This window comes from Pantoea sp. ICBG 1758 (genome assembly GCF_002928325.1).
GTDB lineage: Bacteria > Pseudomonadota > Gammaproteobacteria > Enterobacterales > Enterobacteriaceae > Pantoea > Pantoea eucrina.
The window spans coordinates 63337-79497 of sequence record NZ_POWL01000002.1 but is presented as its reverse complement, the minus strand read 5'-3'; the positions used below and the strand labels follow the sequence as shown (position 1 = coordinate 79497).

The 16161-nt window shown below is 56.8% G+C and carries 15 protein-coding genes; 5 read left to right on the top strand and 10 right to left on the bottom strand.

The features are described from left to right. Window position 1 precedes the first annotated feature (1 nt). Window positions 2-3772 (bottom strand): translocation/assembly module TamB domain-containing protein, encoded by a 3771-nt coding sequence (locus C1Y41_RS10020; protein WP_104085387.1) that lies wholly within the window; start codon window positions 3770-3772, stop codon window positions 2-4. Beyond that, complete coding sequence (locus C1Y41_RS10015) at window positions 3769-5508, bottom strand: autotransporter assembly complex family protein (RefSeq protein WP_104085386.1); 1740 nt, start codon at window positions 5506-5508, stop codon at window positions 3769-3771. The genes C1Y41_RS10020 and C1Y41_RS10015 overlap by 4 nt, the downstream gene beginning before the upstream one ends. A 451-nt stretch (window positions 5509-5959) precedes the next feature. On the opposite strand from C1Y41_RS10015, the gene C1Y41_RS10010 reads away from it, so the two are divergent. Further along, the gene (locus tag C1Y41_RS10010; protein WP_039380584.1) at window positions 5960-7297 is read left to right on the top strand and encodes a hemolysin family protein; all 1338 of its coding nucleotides are present in this window, start codon (window positions 5960-5962) and stop codon (window positions 7295-7297) included. A gap of 98 nt (window positions 7298-7395) precedes the next feature. Here the strand turns inward: C1Y41_RS10010 and C1Y41_RS10005 are convergent, their stop codons facing one another. Continuing rightward, a complete protein-coding gene (locus C1Y41_RS10005) occupies window positions 7396-7602 on the bottom strand; it encodes a DUF1107 domain-containing protein (RefSeq protein ID WP_039380586.1) in 207 nt (68 codons plus the stop codon). Window positions 7603-7913: 311 nt separating this feature from the next. Between C1Y41_RS10005 and C1Y41_RS10000 the strand changes: the two genes are divergently transcribed. Beyond that, window positions 7914-8471, top strand: a complete 558-nt coding sequence (locus C1Y41_RS10000) for a YtfJ family protein (RefSeq protein ID WP_039380588.1) — start codon at window positions 7914-7916, stop codon at window positions 8469-8471. A gap of 29 nt (window positions 8472-8500) precedes the next feature. Here C1Y41_RS10000 and cysQ read toward each other — a convergent pair whose 3' ends face one another. Beyond that, window positions 8501-9247, bottom strand: coding sequence for a 3'(2'),5'-bisphosphate nucleotidase CysQ (cysQ, locus tag C1Y41_RS09995; protein WP_094111030.1), 747 nt, complete (start codon window positions 9245-9247; stop codon window positions 8501-8503). A 293-nt stretch (window positions 9248-9540) separates the two neighbouring features. On the opposite strand from cysQ, the gene C1Y41_RS09990 reads away from it, so the two are divergent. Next, window positions 9541-11472 carry a bifunctional 2',3'-cyclic-nucleotide 2'-phosphodiesterase/3'-nucleotidase gene (locus C1Y41_RS09990; RefSeq protein ID WP_369826799.1) on the top strand — a complete coding sequence of 644 codons (1932 nt, stop codon included), beginning with the start codon at window positions 9541-9543 and terminating at the stop codon, window positions 11470-11472. 224 nt (window positions 11473-11696) lie between these two features. Here the strand turns inward: C1Y41_RS09990 and fklB are convergent, their stop codons facing one another. Continuing rightward, window positions 11697-12317, bottom strand: coding sequence for an FKBP-type peptidyl-prolyl cis-trans isomerase (fklB, locus tag C1Y41_RS09985; protein WP_104085384.1), 621 nt, complete (start codon window positions 12315-12317; stop codon window positions 11697-11699). Window positions 12318-12502: 185 nt separating this feature from the next. Between fklB and C1Y41_RS09980 the strand changes: the two genes are divergently transcribed. After that, on the top strand, window positions 12503-13168 hold the full coding sequence (locus C1Y41_RS09980; RefSeq protein WP_158249868.1) for an OapA family protein: 666 nt from the start codon (window positions 12503-12505) through the stop codon (window positions 13166-13168). A 56-nt stretch (window positions 13169-13224) separates the two neighbouring features. On the opposite strand, the gene rplI is transcribed toward C1Y41_RS09980, so the two are convergent. From rplI to rpsF, 4 genes are read right to left on the bottom strand one after another with little or no spacing between them, the layout of a single operon-like run. Continuing rightward, complete coding sequence (gene rplI / locus C1Y41_RS09975; RefSeq protein WP_065648101.1) at window positions 13225-13674, bottom strand: 50S ribosomal protein L9; 450 nt, start codon at window positions 13672-13674, stop codon at window positions 13225-13227. Between the two features lie 39 nt (window positions 13675-13713). Continuing rightward, a complete protein-coding gene (gene rpsR / locus C1Y41_RS09970; RefSeq protein ID WP_000135199.1) occupies window positions 13714-13941 on the bottom strand; it encodes a 30S ribosomal protein S18 in 228 nt (75 codons plus the stop codon). Window positions 13942-13945: 4 nt separating this feature from the next. After that, entirely contained in the window at window positions 13946-14263 is a 318-nt protein-coding gene (gene priB / locus C1Y41_RS09965) for a primosomal replication protein N (RefSeq protein ID WP_071669179.1), read from the bottom strand. A gap of 6 nt (window positions 14264-14269) precedes the next feature. Beyond that, window positions 14270-14665 carry a 30S ribosomal protein S6 gene (rpsF, locus tag C1Y41_RS09960; RefSeq protein WP_039380603.1) on the bottom strand — a complete coding sequence of 132 codons (396 nt, stop codon included), beginning with the start codon at window positions 14663-14665 and terminating at the stop codon, window positions 14270-14272. Window positions 14666-15047: 382 nt separating this feature from the next. On the opposite strand from rpsF, the gene C1Y41_RS09955 reads away from it, so the two are divergent. After that, a complete protein-coding gene (locus C1Y41_RS09955; RefSeq protein WP_039380605.1) occupies window positions 15048-15251 on the top strand; it encodes a hypothetical protein in 204 nt (67 codons plus the stop codon). Between the two features lie 19 nt (window positions 15252-15270). Here C1Y41_RS09955 and yjfP read toward each other — a convergent pair whose 3' ends face one another. Then, window positions 15271-16020 carry an esterase gene (yjfP, locus tag C1Y41_RS09950; RefSeq protein WP_104085383.1) on the bottom strand — a complete coding sequence of 250 codons (750 nt, stop codon included), beginning with the start codon at window positions 16018-16020 and terminating at the stop codon, window positions 15271-15273. Window positions 16021-16161 lie beyond the last annotated feature (141 nt).

Genomic DNA, 16161 nt, shown 5'->3' with positions numbered 1-16161 from the left:
GCTAGAACTCAAACTGATAGAGCAAATCCAGCGCCTGATCGAGACCAGACACAGCTTCCAAATAGAGTTTTGGCATCAGGCGATAACGCAGAGTCAGCGTCGCCAGTGAGTCAAAGATACCTACGCCATATTTCACCTGCAGCCCCGGCAGCACATAGCCGCTGACCTGAACCTGCTGGCTGTCACCTACGCCTGTGGTATCAAGCGCAAGATTACTGACGCCAAACGTCTCACCGATTTTACCCACAACCTGCCCACTTTGTGCAACCCCCAGCCCCACCAGCGCGGAGGTTAATGCATTACTGTCACCGTCGCTGTTCAGTCCCTGACCGCGTAACAGGTAAGAGAGCGCTTCCTGCTGCGACATGGCCGGATCGGAGAATACTTCCACTTTCGGCTCATCCGCCAGACCGGTCACGCGCAGACCCGCCGTGACATCATCTTCAGTGGCATCCGGGTTGCGGATCGCTTCCAGATTAACATACGGCTGATCCGGCGGGCCGGCAAACTGCAGCTCACCTTTGCGGACGATCAGATCCTGCCCATAGGCGTGGAAACGGCCTGACGGAATATTGATCTGCCCGTTAAGGCCGAGTCCGGTTTTATCCTGTACCAGCTTCAGGTCGCCGCTGAGGCGCGCTTTCAGGCCAAACGCGGAGAGGCGCACATCATTGCCGACGTGGATCACCAGATTACTGTTAATCGGGATGGCAGCCGTTTTTGGCGCTATAGGTTTGAGGTTCTCATCCAGCATCACTTCATCCGATGAGACGCCGGTAGCGCTCGCCGGCACCTCCTGTACGGTGATACGCGCCCACGGCACATCCACTTTACCGTCCAGGCTGAACGCGGCAGGCGTCGCCTCAAAAACCAGATCCGGCGAGACATCCATGCGCACCATCGGCGGCACGGTAACGCGAATGCGGCTGCCCTGCGCCGTGACACGCGCACGCCAGTTATCGAGCTGGCTCCAGTCAGCATTTCCGCCCAGATTCAGGCTGCCCTGCTGCGTCTGAATCAGACCATTCAGCGTAGAGCTCATGCCGTTGAATACCATGTTCAGGTTAGCCGACGTCAGCGTCACCGGCATAAAGCTTGCCTGGGCGTTGACATCGCTCAGGCCGAGCTGGCCAAACACCTGCGGACGCTGCAGCGTCCCGCCCAGCCGCAGATTGCTGTTGAGCCTGCCCTGCACTTTCTCGCCCTGCGACAGCGCCGGATTCAGCATTGCCAGGGAGATGTTGCTGATGCCGATGTTGCCGGAGAGCTGTCGCCGGTTCTGCGGATCGTTGATCTGCACGTTGCCGTTAAGCTGGCCATTGTTAGCAATACGGATCAGCCAGTCGAGCTGCGCGCGTCCGTCACGCAGTGCCGCGTTGAGGTTCAGCGTATCGAACGCTATCGGCAGCGCATTACCCTGCACATCCTGCACGACTTTTACGCCACTGCCTTTCAGCGCCACGGTGCCGGTTGGCAGCGCGCCGTCCGCGCTCCAGTTAACGCGCACATCCCCGCTGAACAGACCGCTAAGCCGGGTGGCATCGGTCAGAAACGGCTTCACCATCGCCAGATCAAAGCGATTCAGCACAACGTGCGCCCGGCCGCTCGCGCCCGCCTCAATCGGTTCCGGTACACAGAGCTGCGCATTGGGGTTCTGCCAGCAGTGCGGACCAATGGTTGCGCTCTGCTTGCTGTTGAGATAGTCAATCGCCATGGCGCGCGTCAGGCGCCACTCACCGACCGGGGTATCAAAGCGGGTATTATTCAGCGACCCCTGCCAGCGGCCAGCCTGACGATCAAAGCTGCCGTTCAGCGCCAGCTGACCTGAAACCGGCTCACCCTGAACATTGAGTTTCAGCTGATGCTGCTTCTCGCTGCCGTCGGCATTCAGCGTCAGCAGGTTGATTTTCAGCGCCTCCTGCTGCAGCTGTTCCACGCGCAGCTGCAGCTTGCCGGCCACCTGCTCACCCGACTTGATGTCGCTCTGCAGCGTGGCGCGGCGGATCAGCAGCTGCTGCCAGCGCAGGCCGGTAGCGGTAAGATCGGCCAGCAGCTGCGGCGCCTGCAGCGTGCCGCGCGCGTTGATAGCACCTTTAACGACGCCGCCAAGGCCCGGCAGCGCATTGTCGAGACGCGGTGCATCCACAATCGCATCCAGATTCAGCGTATCGCCCAGTTCGCCTTTTACATCCAGATAGTTACGTCCCAGCGCCACATTCAGGCCCGGGATTTTCCACTGGTTGTAGCTGTTACCGCTCAGGGAGCCTTGCGCGCGTACGGCATTCTGCTTCACGTTACCGTTAAGCTCCAGCTGCGGTACGCGCAGCTGCCAGCTGCCGCCGTAAAGGCTGCCGCGCGTGGTGATTTTGCCATCCAGCTTCGCAGGCCAGTCAGGATACTGCTTCGCCGTATTGATACCGGCCAGTGTCAGCTCGCTGCGCCAGCTAATCGCTTTGCGCCAGTCCACCAGCGCCGAGAGATCGATGTTGCCCTGCAGCGCGGCGACGCGCAGTTTATCCAGCGTAAACTGCTGCTCGTTGCCGTTGCCATCGAGCGTAATCGTTGCCGGTGGGATCGCCTCGCCTTTTACCGCCGTACGCAGCGACATCACATAGTCGGTGGCTTTGCCTTTGAACTGATAGTCGAAATTATCTGCCTGGTACTGCACCGGTCCGGTCAGCGGCCAGCGCAGCTGCGGGCTGGTCAGCGTCAGCGACAGCGGCAGTTCAGCGACGGCAGGCTGTGCCGTCGCCGCAAGCTGCGCGCGCACCGGTCCGGAGAGGTTCAGCCCCAGCTGCAGCTCGTCGCGCATTTCACCGCCCAGCGTCAGCTTCACTTTTTCGCCTTTTACCGGATCGATATTCAGCGCGCCGTTCAGCGTGAAGTTAACCGGCCAGTTGCCCGCCAGCTGCGCGTCACCGCGGGCGCTCACCTGGCCCTGGGGTGAATCGATATCAAACGTCTCCAGCTGCAGATGCGTATCTGCCGTTTTGGCTTTTACCAGCAGGCGCGAGAGAGTGAGATCCGTATCCCCGGTAATGCGCAGCTGCTCGCCGAGCAGCGACTGGACGGTGATATCCAGCGGCAGACGGAAGTCAGGCAGCTCCGGCAGCAGCGGTTTGGCAAACAGCGCCTGCAGCGTTTCGCCCAGCGGTTTTTCGTCCGGCTGCGGCTGCTGAACTTTCGGCTGAACAATCTCTTCATTCGCCACCTGAGCCGCTTTTGGCAGCGCAATCAGCAGGCTCTGGATACGGGTAGGATAGAGCGTCAGCGCCCGAGCCTGCCACTGCAGACCGGTGCTGAAATCGAGCAGTGAAATCGCCGTATCATCAACTTTAACGTTGATATTGTGCAGCGCGACATTCCGCAGCGCGATCGGGTAAGGCGTGCTGAGATTAGTACTGCCCGACTCCTCCGGTGGCGGCGGCTCGCTGGCCGGCGTCATTTTTTTGCTGTCGACCACCACACTGACATCCTGCAGCGCGAGTGCGTTGACGCAGACCGAGGAGTGCAGCAGGCAGTTGAGATCCAGCGCGAGATGAAAGCGCCCGGCATCCACGCTGACGCCCGGCATCTCATATTTCACATTATTCAGCGTCAGATTGCGCCAGCCGCCGTCAACCTTGCCGATTGAGAGACCGGGCACCCAGCGGTCAGCCCCTTTCAGCAGCAGATGCAGACCCGGCGTCGTGCCAACCAGCAGCGCCACGCTGCCCAGCAGAACGACCAGAAAAATAATCAGGCCAATCAGGACCTTTTTCCACAGCTTCATAGTTCCGGCCCCAGTCCGACATAAAATTGCAATCCATGCTCCTTGTCATCGCCAACGGGCCGGGCGATATCAAACTTAATGGGCCCGACCGGCGAAGACCAGCGCACGCCTACGCCTGCACCCGTCTTGAAGTTGCTCTGCTTAATATCATTAACCGCTTCCCCGGAGTCGATAAATACTGCGCCCCACCACTTGCCGGAGACGTTGTACTGATACTCCAGCGATCCGGTTGCCAGTTTCGAGGCACCGGTCAGCTTGCCCTCTTCGTCGCGCGGCGAGATATTTTTATATTTATAGCCGCGGATGCTGCGATCCCCGCCGGCAAAGAAACGCAGGTCGGGCGGCACTTTTTCAAAATTATTGGTTTCAATCCAGCCCAGGTTACCGCGTGCCACAAAGCGATGTTTATCCGCCAGCGTACGGATCCAGACGTTCTGCGCCTGCAGGATCAGGAAGTCGACATCGGAACCCCAGGTGGTATCAGAAACGTCGACCGAATAGCGCTGTGAATCGCCCCACGTGGGCATCAGCCCGCCGCGCGACCGCGTGCGGTTCAGGCTCAGGCCCGGATAGAGCAGCATGGTGGTATTGGTTACGTTACCCTGGGTAAAGTGATCGAGACTCCAGCGCAGGTTAACCGCTTTCTGCCAGCCGGAGCTGCTGTCCCAGTTACGCGACATCGCCAGCGTTGTGGTATCCGATTTCGTATCGTTGAGATCGGTACGCTTCAGGCCGCCGGAAAAGGTGTAGTACTGCTCCAGCGGGCTTTTCAGCAGCGGCACTTTGTAGCTGAGATCGAGCTGCTGCTCCGGCGCGGAGACATAGGCGCTGACCGCAAGACTGTGGCCACGATCGTTAACCCAGGGTTTTCGCCAGGTGCCTTTCAGGCGCGGGCCGACGTCAGTGGAGTAGCCTACGCCGGTTTCGATGGTATTTTCCACGCGCGGCGAAAGTGCAGCGCTGAGCGGCAGCACTTTGGTTTTACGCCCTTTATCAAACTCCGGGGCCACCACGACAGAGTTAAACCAGCCGGTGGCGGAAAGGCGGCGATTCAGCTCAGCCAGCTCGCGTGAACTGTAGGGATCGCCTTTCTTAAACGGCACCAGATTATGGAGGTAAGCTTCATCTATCTGCGAGCCTTCAAAGCTGACGTCGCCAAAGCGGTAGCGCGGGCCGCTGTCGTAATCGATATCCCAGAAAGCCAGCCGCCGCTCTGCGGAGACGCCGAGCTGGCTCTTTTTGAAATCACCGTCAAAATAGCCGTTACGCAGCGCCAGGTTAGAGAAACCGCTTTTGAATTTATCGTAGGTGCCGTGGTTCAGCTGCGAGCCCACTTTTGGTCTGCCCTGCTTTACCCACGCCCGGTAGTCCGGATCCTCTTTCGCTTCACCCTCGATCACAATGGTGCTGCCGCCGATTTTTACCGGTTCGCCGGCTGTCACATGGGCAATCAGAACCGGACGACCACCCTGTGGCGGGGGTGGACGCGATTCAAAGTCAATCTGCGGTTCATAGTAGCCGAGCGCGCGCAGTCCCTCTTTAATGGCATTTGAGACGCGCGCCTGAAAGCGCCCGTCACTGGAGACTTCATCGCTGCCAATAGTGGACAGGCGCGCCCTGACATTTTTTTCTAAATCCCCGGTAAGACCTTCTACCTGCAGTCGCACTTTCGCTGCCTCAACGGCAGGCGCAGCAAGCAGCAGGCTGGCCAAACAATAAGCATGAAATCGCGGCACGCGTACTCCTGTTATCAATGCCTGCCCCCCTTCCGCAGGGGCGTTAATCAGTCAGGCAGGGTTTCACTTCCCCCATTTACCCATCAGCATAGCCATCTTTTAGGGCAAGCGGCTACGTTAAACCCACGACTAAGCCAAATTGATCGCTATTGTCGGTAATTGATCGCGGTGATACAACCGGGATGCCGTGCTTCTGTGCGCCGCTGCGCTGCTGTCGGATAAATCTGGTGTCACCGATCGTGCCTCTGGCGGCATGACAGGCGCTGCTGCTATAATCACCGACCAGCAGGCCCTGCCTGCATTCAATTCTGCCCCGACGTTACTTTCTATTGTCGAACTGGCGCAGACATTTTTGGCACGGATAGCCCTGTCAGACTGGTGTGTACCGGACGTACCCCTCTTCGCGCTGCCCAGGCCAAAAATGACAAGTGATTAACTCAACGGATCTTTTATGCTAGATAGCCTGCTTGTCATACTTTTACTGATTGTCATCAGTTCCTTTTTTTCTCTTTCGGAGATCTCGCTGGCGGCCGCCCGCAAGATCAAACTTAAACTGCTGGCTGATGAAGGCAATATCAACGCGCAGCGCGTGCTGAAGATGCAGGAACAGCCTGGCATGTTTTTTACCGTGGTGCAGATCGGCCTGAACGCGGTCGCGATTCTGGGCGGTATCGTTGGTGACGCAGCGTTCTCCCCCGCTTTCAGCAGCCTGTTCAACCGCTTTGTGGAGCCTGAGCTGGCGGAAAAGCTCAGCTTTATCTGCTCCTTTACCATCGTAACCAGCCTGTTCATTCTGTTTGCTGACCTGACGCCCAAGCGCGTCGGCATGATCGCCCCGGAAGCCGTCGCGCTGCGTATCATCAATCCGATGCGCTTTTGCCTGCTGGTCATGCGGCCCCTGGTCTGGCTGTTCAACGGCCTCGCCAACGTCTTTTTCCGTCTCTTTAAGCTGCCGATGGTACGCAAAGATGATATTACCTCTGACGATATCTATGCGGTGGTAGAGGCGGGTGCGCTGGCCGGCGTGCTGCGCAAGCAGGAGCATGAGCTGATTGAGAATGTGTTTGAGCTGGAGTCGCGCACCGTTCCCTCTTCCATGACCTCGCGCGAGAACATCGTCTGGTTCGATCTGCGTGAAGATGAGCTGAGCCTGAAAACCAAAATCGCCCAGCACCCGCACTCAAAGTTCCTGGTGTGCGACGGCGATATCGATCATATCGTCGGCTACGTTGACTCTAAAGAGCTGCTGCTGCGCGTACTGGGTAATCAGAGCATGGCGCTTAACAGCGGCGTCCAGATCCGCTCGGCGCTGATTGTGCCGGATACGCTGACGCTGTCGGAAGCGCTGGAGAGTTTTAAAACCGCCGGCGAAGACTTTGCCGTGATCATGAATGAGTATGCGCTGGTGGTAGGTATCATCACGCTGAATGACGTAATGACCACGCTGATGGGCGACCTGGTGGGTCAGGGGCTGGAAGAACAGATTGTCGCGCGCGACGAAAACTCCTGGCTGGTTGAAGGGGGCACCCCGATTGATGATGTTATGCGCGTGCTGGATATCGATGAGTTTCCGCAGTCCGGCAACTATGAGACCATCGGCGGCTTTATGATGTATATGCTGCGCAAAATCCCGAAACGCACCGACTTCGTGAAGTTCTCCGGCTATAAGTTTGAGGTGGTGGATATCGATAGTTACCGTATCGATCAGCTGCTGGTGACGCGTATTGATGAACGCCCGCCGGCGCTCAGCGTGAAAACCAGTGATGATGAAAATCCATCGCTCTCCTGATCGATAAGCGCATGGCCGTGAAGCCACAGCGCTAAAACAGAAACAGCAGAAACATCAAGGGCGCCAGCGGCGCCCTTTTTACTGCCTGATTTTAACGCTTAGTTATACTCAGCCTGCAGTCGCAGCACCTGACGATTGATTTCTGACATTACGCTGAGGTGCTGTTTATCTTTAACGCGCGGCAAAATCACTTTGCCTTTATCAAACTCAAACGCGCCAACATCCTTGATATACAACCTTCCTTTAAATAGCGTTTTCACATATTTCGCAATTTGCAGCGGATTATATCGCTGGAAGATCTTCATGCTGTTTAACTCCTGAACAGATGTAATACGCTTCGCCGTTGCCAAATGGGTACGAACTCATGAAGCGCAAATGAGGCCTAAATATAGAACAGGATTTTTGATCCGGGTTCCGGAAACATGAATTTTTTACTGAATTGACACATCATTACAGACAACTCTGTCATTCAGCTCACAAAATCCAGTATAAACCTTTGTTGGTTACAGATTTGTGGCGCAGGTTGCAAAGCTGCCATGTTTTCGCGACAGGCGCATCATCCGCGCTTACCATGACAAAAATATGACCAACTGGTCTGATCACTAAGGAGCACTCTATGCGTCTGGCCCTTCCCCTGCTTGCGATCGCCCTGCTATTGCCTGGCCTGGCAGCAGCACACGCTTTTAAAACCGGCGAACGCGTGCCGCCGGTGGGTGTTGCCGATCGGGGCGAGCTGATGTATCAGCAGGATAAGTTCAGCTATCAGCCGTGGAACAGCGCTCAGCTTAGCGGCAAAGTACGGGTGATCCTGCATCTCGCCGGACGCATCTCAGCTAAAGAGCAAAACGCGGCGCTGATTGAGGCGATCAAAGCAGCCCAGCTACCGCACGATCGCTATCAGACCACCACGCTGGTCGATACCGATGACGCCATTCCGGGAACCGGCATGTTTGTGCGCAATAGCATTGAAAGTAACAAAGCGCAGTTCCCCTGGTCGCAGTTCATTATCGACAGCAACGGCAGCGCGCGAAAAGCCTGGCAGCTGGGAAAAGGGGAGTCGACCGTAGTGGTGCTGGATAAAACGGCACATATCCGTTTTGCGAAAGAGGGAGCGCTGACGCAGGATGAAGTTAAAGAGGTGATGACGCTGCTTCACTCTCTGCTGCAGCCGTAAATAACGGGAGGCGTACGCCTCCCGATGCATTAAAACAGAGAAACGCGGAAACCGGGATTCAGGAAGGATTCGCGCGGCGTATAGTCAAGCGTACGCCCCTGCCAGTCATGCACATGGGCCCCCGCCGCCAGCGCAACCGCATGGCCTGCACCGGTATCCCAGATATTGGTAGGCCCGAAGCGCGGATAGAGCTGCGCTTTACCTTCGGCCACCAGGCAGAACTTCAGCGATGAACCGATAGCCGTGGTCTGGTGTTCGCCCAGCTGCGTCAGGTACTCCTTCAGCTCCGGATCGTTGTCAGCGTGCGAGCGGCTGACGACGACCAGCGGTGGCCGCGCATCCAGCACGTGAATGCGGGTAGTCTGCCCCGCCTCCTCTTTCCACGCTTTACCCTCTGCCGCTGAATAGAGCACGCCCAGCGCCGGCGCATAAACGACGCCCATCACCGGCTTACCCTGATCGATCAGGGCAATGTTGACGGTAAATTCGCCGTTACGCTTGATAAACTCTTTGGTGCCATCCAGCGGATCGACCAGCCAGTAGCGCTGCCACTGCTGGCGGATCGCCCAGGCTGGCGGATCCTCTTCAGACAGGACCGGCAGATCGGGCGCGATCGCTTTTAAGCCCTGTATGATCACATCATGGGCGGCCAGATCCGCCGCGGTAACGGGTGAATCATCCGCTTTACGGGTCACGTCCATCGGCTGTGCGCCGTCATAGACCTGCATAATTGCATCGCCTGCGTCGCGCGCCAGCTGGCAAATTTTATCTAACATGCTTCACCTCATTTTCGCAGAAATGCGCTTTCCGACCCGGACTGCTGCTCTTCAGAGTCTGGCAGGTAAAGCCCCGCCTGTCTGTTGCCGGCATCGTATTCAATAATAGATCGTATTATCAATACCATAGATTGCAAAGGGTAACTATGGCGCATTGCTGAATCGCCTGCGGTCGCGGAAAAAAAGCAAAACCCCGATATCTATCACAAATTGAACTGATAATTTGTCATGGTTTTACATTATTTTGAGAGGCCTATTTGGTAAACAAGGAGAGAGCCGTGTTCAGAGTGAACATGTCGTTACTGGCGCTGTGTCTGGCAGCCGCTACCGCTCAGGCTGCGACTGTGGATCTGCGTATTCTGGAAACCACCGATCTGCACAGCAATATGATGGATTTTGATTATTACAAAGATAAATCCACGGAGAAGTTCGGTCTGGTGCGTACCGCCACGCTGATTCAGCAGGCGCGCGCCGGGCGCAAAAACAGCGTGCTGGTCGATAATGGCGATATCATTCAGGGCAGCCCGCTTGGCGATTATATGGCGGCAAAGGGGCTGCAGCCAGGCGAAGTGCATCCGGTTTATAAGGCGCTGAACACGCTGGATTATACGGTCGGTAATCTGGGTAACCACGAGTTCAACTACGGCCTTCCTTATCTGCAGCGCGCGCTGGCAGGTGCACGCTTTCCCTATGTGAATGCCAATATCATTGATGAAGCCAGCGGTAAGCCGCTGTTTACGCCCTATCTGATTAAAGAGACCCTGGTAACCGATCGCAGCGGCGCTCAGCACACGCTTAAGATTGGCTATATCGGCTTTGTGCCTCCGCAGATTATGGTATGGGATCGCAATAATCTGCAGGGTAAAGTGCGGGTTGATGACATTACCGCAACCGCCAAACGCTATGTGCCGGAAATGCGCGCTAAAGGTGCTGACATTATTGTTGCCATTCCCCACTCCGGCCTGAGCAGCGAGCCGTATCATGCGATGGCGGAAAACTCGGTGTGGTATCTGAGCCAGGTGCCGGGCATTAACGCAATCATGTTCGGTCATGCGCATGCGGTATTCCCCTCAAAAGAGTTTGCTGCGATCAAAGGCGCTGATATTGCTCAGGGGACGCTGAACGGCATACCCGCCGTGATGCCGGGGATGTGGGGCGATCATCTTGGCGTGGTCGATCTGGTGCTGAGCAACGATCGGGGATCGTGGCAGGTGACGCAGGGTACTGCCGCTGCGCGTCCGATTTATGACGCAGCGGCGAAGCGATCGCTGGCGGCAGAGGATCCCGCACTGGTTGCGGTACTGGCAGACGATCATCGCGCCACGCGCGAGTTTGTCGCCAAACCGATCGGCAAAGCAGCAGATGTGATGTACAGCTATCTGGCGCTGGTGCAGGACGATCCCACCGTGCAGATTGTGAATAACGCGCAGCGTGCCTATACCGAACGCTTTATTCAGGGCGATCCCGATCTGGGACGCCTGCCGGTGCTGTCGGCAGCAGCTCCGTTTAAGGTGGGCGGCCGCAAAAACGATCCCGCAAGCTATGTGGAGGTTGAGAAAGGAGAGCTGACGTTTCGTAACGCCGCCGATCTTTACCTCTATCCGAATACGCTGGTTGTGATGAAAGTGAGCGGCGCTCAGGTTAAGGAGTGGCTGGAGTGCTCAGCCGGGCAGTTTAATCAGATTGACCCACACAGCAGCAAGCCGCAGTCGCTGATTAACTGGGATTTTCGCACTTACAATTTTGACGTAATAGATGGCGTGAATTATCAGATTGATGTGACGCAGCCCGCCCGCTACGACAGCGAATGTGCCCTGATCAATCAAAACGCCTCGCGTATCCGTGAGCTCACGTGGCAGGGCAAGCCGGTTGATCCCGCAGCAACCTTTCTTGTGGCAACCAATAATTATCGCGCCTGGGGCGGTAAGTTTGCCGGCACCGGCGACCGGTTTGTCGCCTTTGCCTCGCCGGATGAGAATCGCGCCGTGGTGGCAGCCTATATCAGCAGCCAGAGTAAGCAACAGGGCGCCGTGCAGCCGCAGGCAGATCATAACTGGCGTTTAGCGCCCATAAAGAGCCAGACGCCGCTGGATATTCGCTTTGAAACGGCACCGGGTAGTAAAGCAACGCAGTTTATAAACCAGTATGCCGACTATCCGATGAAGCCAGTAAGCACAGACGAGACGGGCTTTGCTATCTGGCAGGTCAACCTGCAGCACCCCTGACCCCGCCCGCCCGTCACCAGGGCGCCATTAATGGCGCCCCTACACCGACCCGCCTGTAGGGGGCGCATTTATGCGCCCCAGGTTTCAATCCCCGTACGCAACCAGGGCGCCATTAATGGCGCCCCTACATTCGATCCCCACACGCAACAGGGGCGCCATTAATGGCGCCCCTACATCGGCCAACCCGTAGGGGGCGCATTTATACGCCCCTGGCGGCGAAGCTATTACAGGATTTCCAGCAGCTCAACTTCAAAAATCAGGGTGCTGAATGGCGGGATTGAGGCGCCGGCACCACGCTCACCGTAGGCGAGGTTGTGCGGAATAGTCAGCTCCCATTTTGAGCCAACCGGCATCAGCGTTAATGCTTCGATCCAGCCAGCGATAACGCCGGTAACCGGAAACTCTGCTGGCTCACCGCGGGCAACGGAGCTGTCGAACACGCTGCCGTCGATAAGCTTACCGGTGTAGTGCACGCGTACGCGATCCTGACGTGACGGAATCGGACCATCGCCCTGTTTGATCACGCTAAACTGCAGACCTGTCTCCGTCGTGCTTACGCCTTCACGCTGGGCATTCTGCTCCAGGAACTGCTGACCCTGTGCGGCCATCGCTTCGGTGCGCTCGCGGCGCACGCCTTCTGCACGCTCGTGTACTTCGCGCAGCGCACGGTGTACCACATCAACCGGAACCGCCGGTGAGTTCCCTTCCAGCGCGTCGCGCAGACCTGCCAGCAGTGCTTCAGGCTGCAGACCCTGCAGTCCAGACTCCTGCAGCTGCTGACCAACCTGTAAACCGATACCGTAACTTGCTTGTGATTCGACGCTGTCAAATGAAGGGGTCGTCATCTTGATTCCTTAATCCCGGATAAAATTGAACCGGCAGCATAGCAGCGCACGCGGCTGGCGTAAAATCTCACGCGGTGCGTGATGACATTTGGCGACGAAACAGAAACAATACGCAGGTCAAATTTTTCAATGCTGGCGGGCACTTCCTGCTGTCATTGCCCATACTGTAAAACAAGAGAGATAACATGGGCCAGATTGCCCCGCGACGTCGCCGGACGCGCACCACGCGAACGCTGTTACCCTGGCTGCAACGCTGGCTGCCAGCCAGAATGCATAAAACCGCTGGCGAGGAGGATTCACCTATGGCCACAGATACCCCGTCCCGCATGCCTGCTGCCCTGCAGCGCGTCTGGCACCTGCTGGATGATGTACGCTGGATGGATCCCCTGCCGCCGCTTCATCGCCGCGGCATCGTTATTGCCCTGATAATCGTGCTGCTGGCGTTTCTCTGGCCGACCAGCAACGGCAAATATCCGGTTGAACGTTCGGTTGAGAGTCAGCCGAAAGAGGTACCAATGCAGGCGGAGCTTTCTGGTAATCAGGATAGCGCTTCTGCGCCGCAAAACGGCCAGCCGGCTATTGATGCGCAGGGCACCTGGCGCAGCTACAGCGTAGCCTCGGGCCAGACGCTGGCGCAGCTGTTCCGGGACAATAATCTGCCGGTTAATGATGTGTTTGCGATGGCGCGCGTAGAGGGAGAAGGCTCGCCGCTGAGCTCGCTGCAGAGCGGTCAGCAGGTGAAGATTCGGCAGAATGGCGATGGCGTGGTGACCGGTCTTACCGTTGACGGCAGTAACGGTCCGGTGCTGTTTACCCGTCAGCCCGACGGCACCTTTATCCGCGCTCAGTAAGCGCCGGAAACAAAAACGCCGGCACAGGGCCGGCGTTTTCGCATTACTGCATAAAATTATGCAGCAACTACATTCACAACCAGTTTAGCGAAAACTTCGCTATGAACCTGGAAGTCAACTTCATGCTCACCGGTGGTGCGCAGAACGCCGTTCGGCAGGCGAACTTCGCTCTTAGACACCTCAACACCTGCTGCAGAAACTGCATCAGCGATGTCGCGGGTACCGATAGAACCGAACAGTTTACCTTCGTCGCCTGCTTTAGACGCGATGGTAACGGTGCCCAGGCCGCTGATTTTCTCAGCACGTGCGTTGGCAGCTGCCAGAACGTCAGCCAGTTTGGCTTCCAGTTCAGCACGACGAGTTTCAAAGAACTCAACGTTTTTCTTGGTAGCAGGAACAGCTTTGCCCTGTGGTACCAGGAAGTTACGAGCGTAGCCCGCTTTAACGTTAACCTGGTCACCCAGGCTGCCCAGGTTTGCTACTTTATCAAGCAGAATAACTTGCATTACCTTATCCTCTTAAAGTCGTTAATGGACAGTTGCCGATTACTGATGACGATCAGTGTACGGCAGCAGAGACAGGTAACGCGCGCGCTTGATAGCACGAGCCAGCTGACGCTGGTATTTAGCACGAGTACCGGTGATACGGCTTGGAACAATCTTGCCGCTTTCAGTGATGTAGTTTTTCAGCGTTGCGATATCTTTATAATCGATCTCTTGAACGCCTTCCGCGGTGAAACGGCAGAACTTGCGACGACGGAAATAACGTGCCATTTGGCTAGTCTCCAGAATCTATCAATTCAATCTGCTCGGCATGTAACACAAGTTTGCTCTGGCCATTGCGTGCCTGATGGCAGCTAATAAAACCTGTGAGCGTGAGTTGCGTGCCGACCGTTATATGTTGAGTAATCGCCTGATGGGCGCTGCCGCTGATAATCACCGGCATCTGACACCAGGCTTGCCGGTGAAACCCGGCCTCCTCCTGCACAGAACGATGCTCAAGCATGAACTGGCAGTGTGGGATCCCTGACGGACTGACGTTTCGAACTGGCGTCCTGCACACAGTGCCAGACAGACGCAGCTGATTTGCCGTCATCGGGAATTACTCTTCAGAATCCCCAGCATCTGACTCTTCTGCCGATTCGTTAGCGAAATCTTCGCGGCGCTCACGACGCTCGTCTTTCGCTTTAACCATCGGAGAAGCTTCAGTTACCGCGTGCTTAACGCGCATAACCATGCTGCGGATAACGGCGTCGTTGAAGCGGAAGTTAGTTTCCAGCTCGTCGATCACTTCCTGCGGCGCTTCTACGTTCAGCAGAACATAGTGAGCTTTGTGCAGTTTGTTGATCGGGTAAGCCAGCTGACGGCGGCCCCAGTCTTCCAGACGGTGGATCGTGCCCTGTGCACCAGTGATAGCACCAGTGTAACGCTCGATCATGCCCGGAACCTGTTCGCTCTGGTCAGGATGGACCATAAATACGATTTCGTAATGACGCATCGATAGCTCCTTACGGATTATTCAGCCTCCTGTCAGGGTCAGCTGCGGCCCATGGAAGCAAGGAACGTTATAGGTTGCATATCATCGTTAAATGACACACACCTCTGAATGCAGCTGAAAAATTGACGCGTAATCATACTGGCCTCAGGGGCTAAACACAAGCGCACATTTCGCCTGTTTTGCACAGGCGTGCCAGACAGCGCGCCTTTTTGTGCTAAGCGTGCAACTTCAGCCTGTTACGCGCGTTTTTTCAAAAACATTGAAGTACGCGTTCAAAAAGCCGCTCTGGCGCTGCGCTGGTTAAAAACTAAACTCTATAAAAGCGCCCTGAACAATGCACCGGGCGCGCGATTGATGAAGTATCACAGGTGAGGAGTCGATTATGAAAGCTGTCATTGTCGCCACTTTACTGAGTCTCTTTCTCTCTTCCCCCGCCATTGCCAGCGTTACTGACTCTGCGCAGCAGATGAGAAGCAGCAGTAAAGCGGCTTCAGGCTATATCTATGTTAACCGGCTGGATGCGCCGGCTGATAACCCGTTTACCGCTGCGCAGCGCCCCGCCGATCGACTGTCCGGGCAGCGCTGAAGTCCCCGCTGGCGGCTGCTCAGAGAGAACGCGTAAAAAACGCCACCAGCGCGGTGAGCGCGGCGGGCGTGATTTTATGCCCGATCTGCGGCTCAGACAGGAACGTAAGCTGACCATCCTGCTGTGTGGCGCACAGCGCCTCTGCAAGGCGCTGCGTCTCAGCGAAGGGCACCACCTCATCCGCTTCGCCATGCCAGAGCAGCAGCGGCCGGCTGGCAAGCCGGGCCAGATTTGTGGCGGGATCGTAAGCGCTCAGCGGCGCCAGGCGCGCGGCAAGCAGCTGCTGCTGCTCAGCGGTTTTCGGTACCAGCGGCGGGAAGAGCTGCTCGCTGAGCTGCCGGAAATAGCCCGATCCCATCAGACAGCCAACACTCCGAATGTGCGGGTAGCGCGCCATGGCTCCCAGCGCCGTCATCCCGCCCATTGAGGCCCCCGCCACCGCAAAACGTTCGCCGGCGATCCAGCGGTTGTCACGCAGCGCGCTCTCCAGCTGCGGCAGCTCATCAATATTCTGGCGCAAAATCTCCCAGAAACGCGTCATACGCAGTGCGCTGTCGCCCTGATAACGCGCCCCGTGCATCTCTGCATCGGGCATGATGACGCGAAATCCTGCCTGCGCCAGCGCCACAGCAAAGTAGCTGTAAACCTCTTTTGATGAGGTAAAGCCATGGTAAAAGAGAATGGCGGGCAGCGGAGTCTGCCGCTGACCGGCGGGTGCGGCATGAATACACTCGATTCCTGCCAGAGTCTCTGTTGTCAGTTCAATCACGGTAGCGCTCCTGAATAGCGTGCATCTGATACCGAGTGTACCTGTTCTCTGCCGGCGCGTTAGCAGATTAACGTCGCTGCTTTTTCACCCTAAACCTTTGCCGGTTTTTGCCGTTGATCGTTCTCCCCCATTCTAAATAAC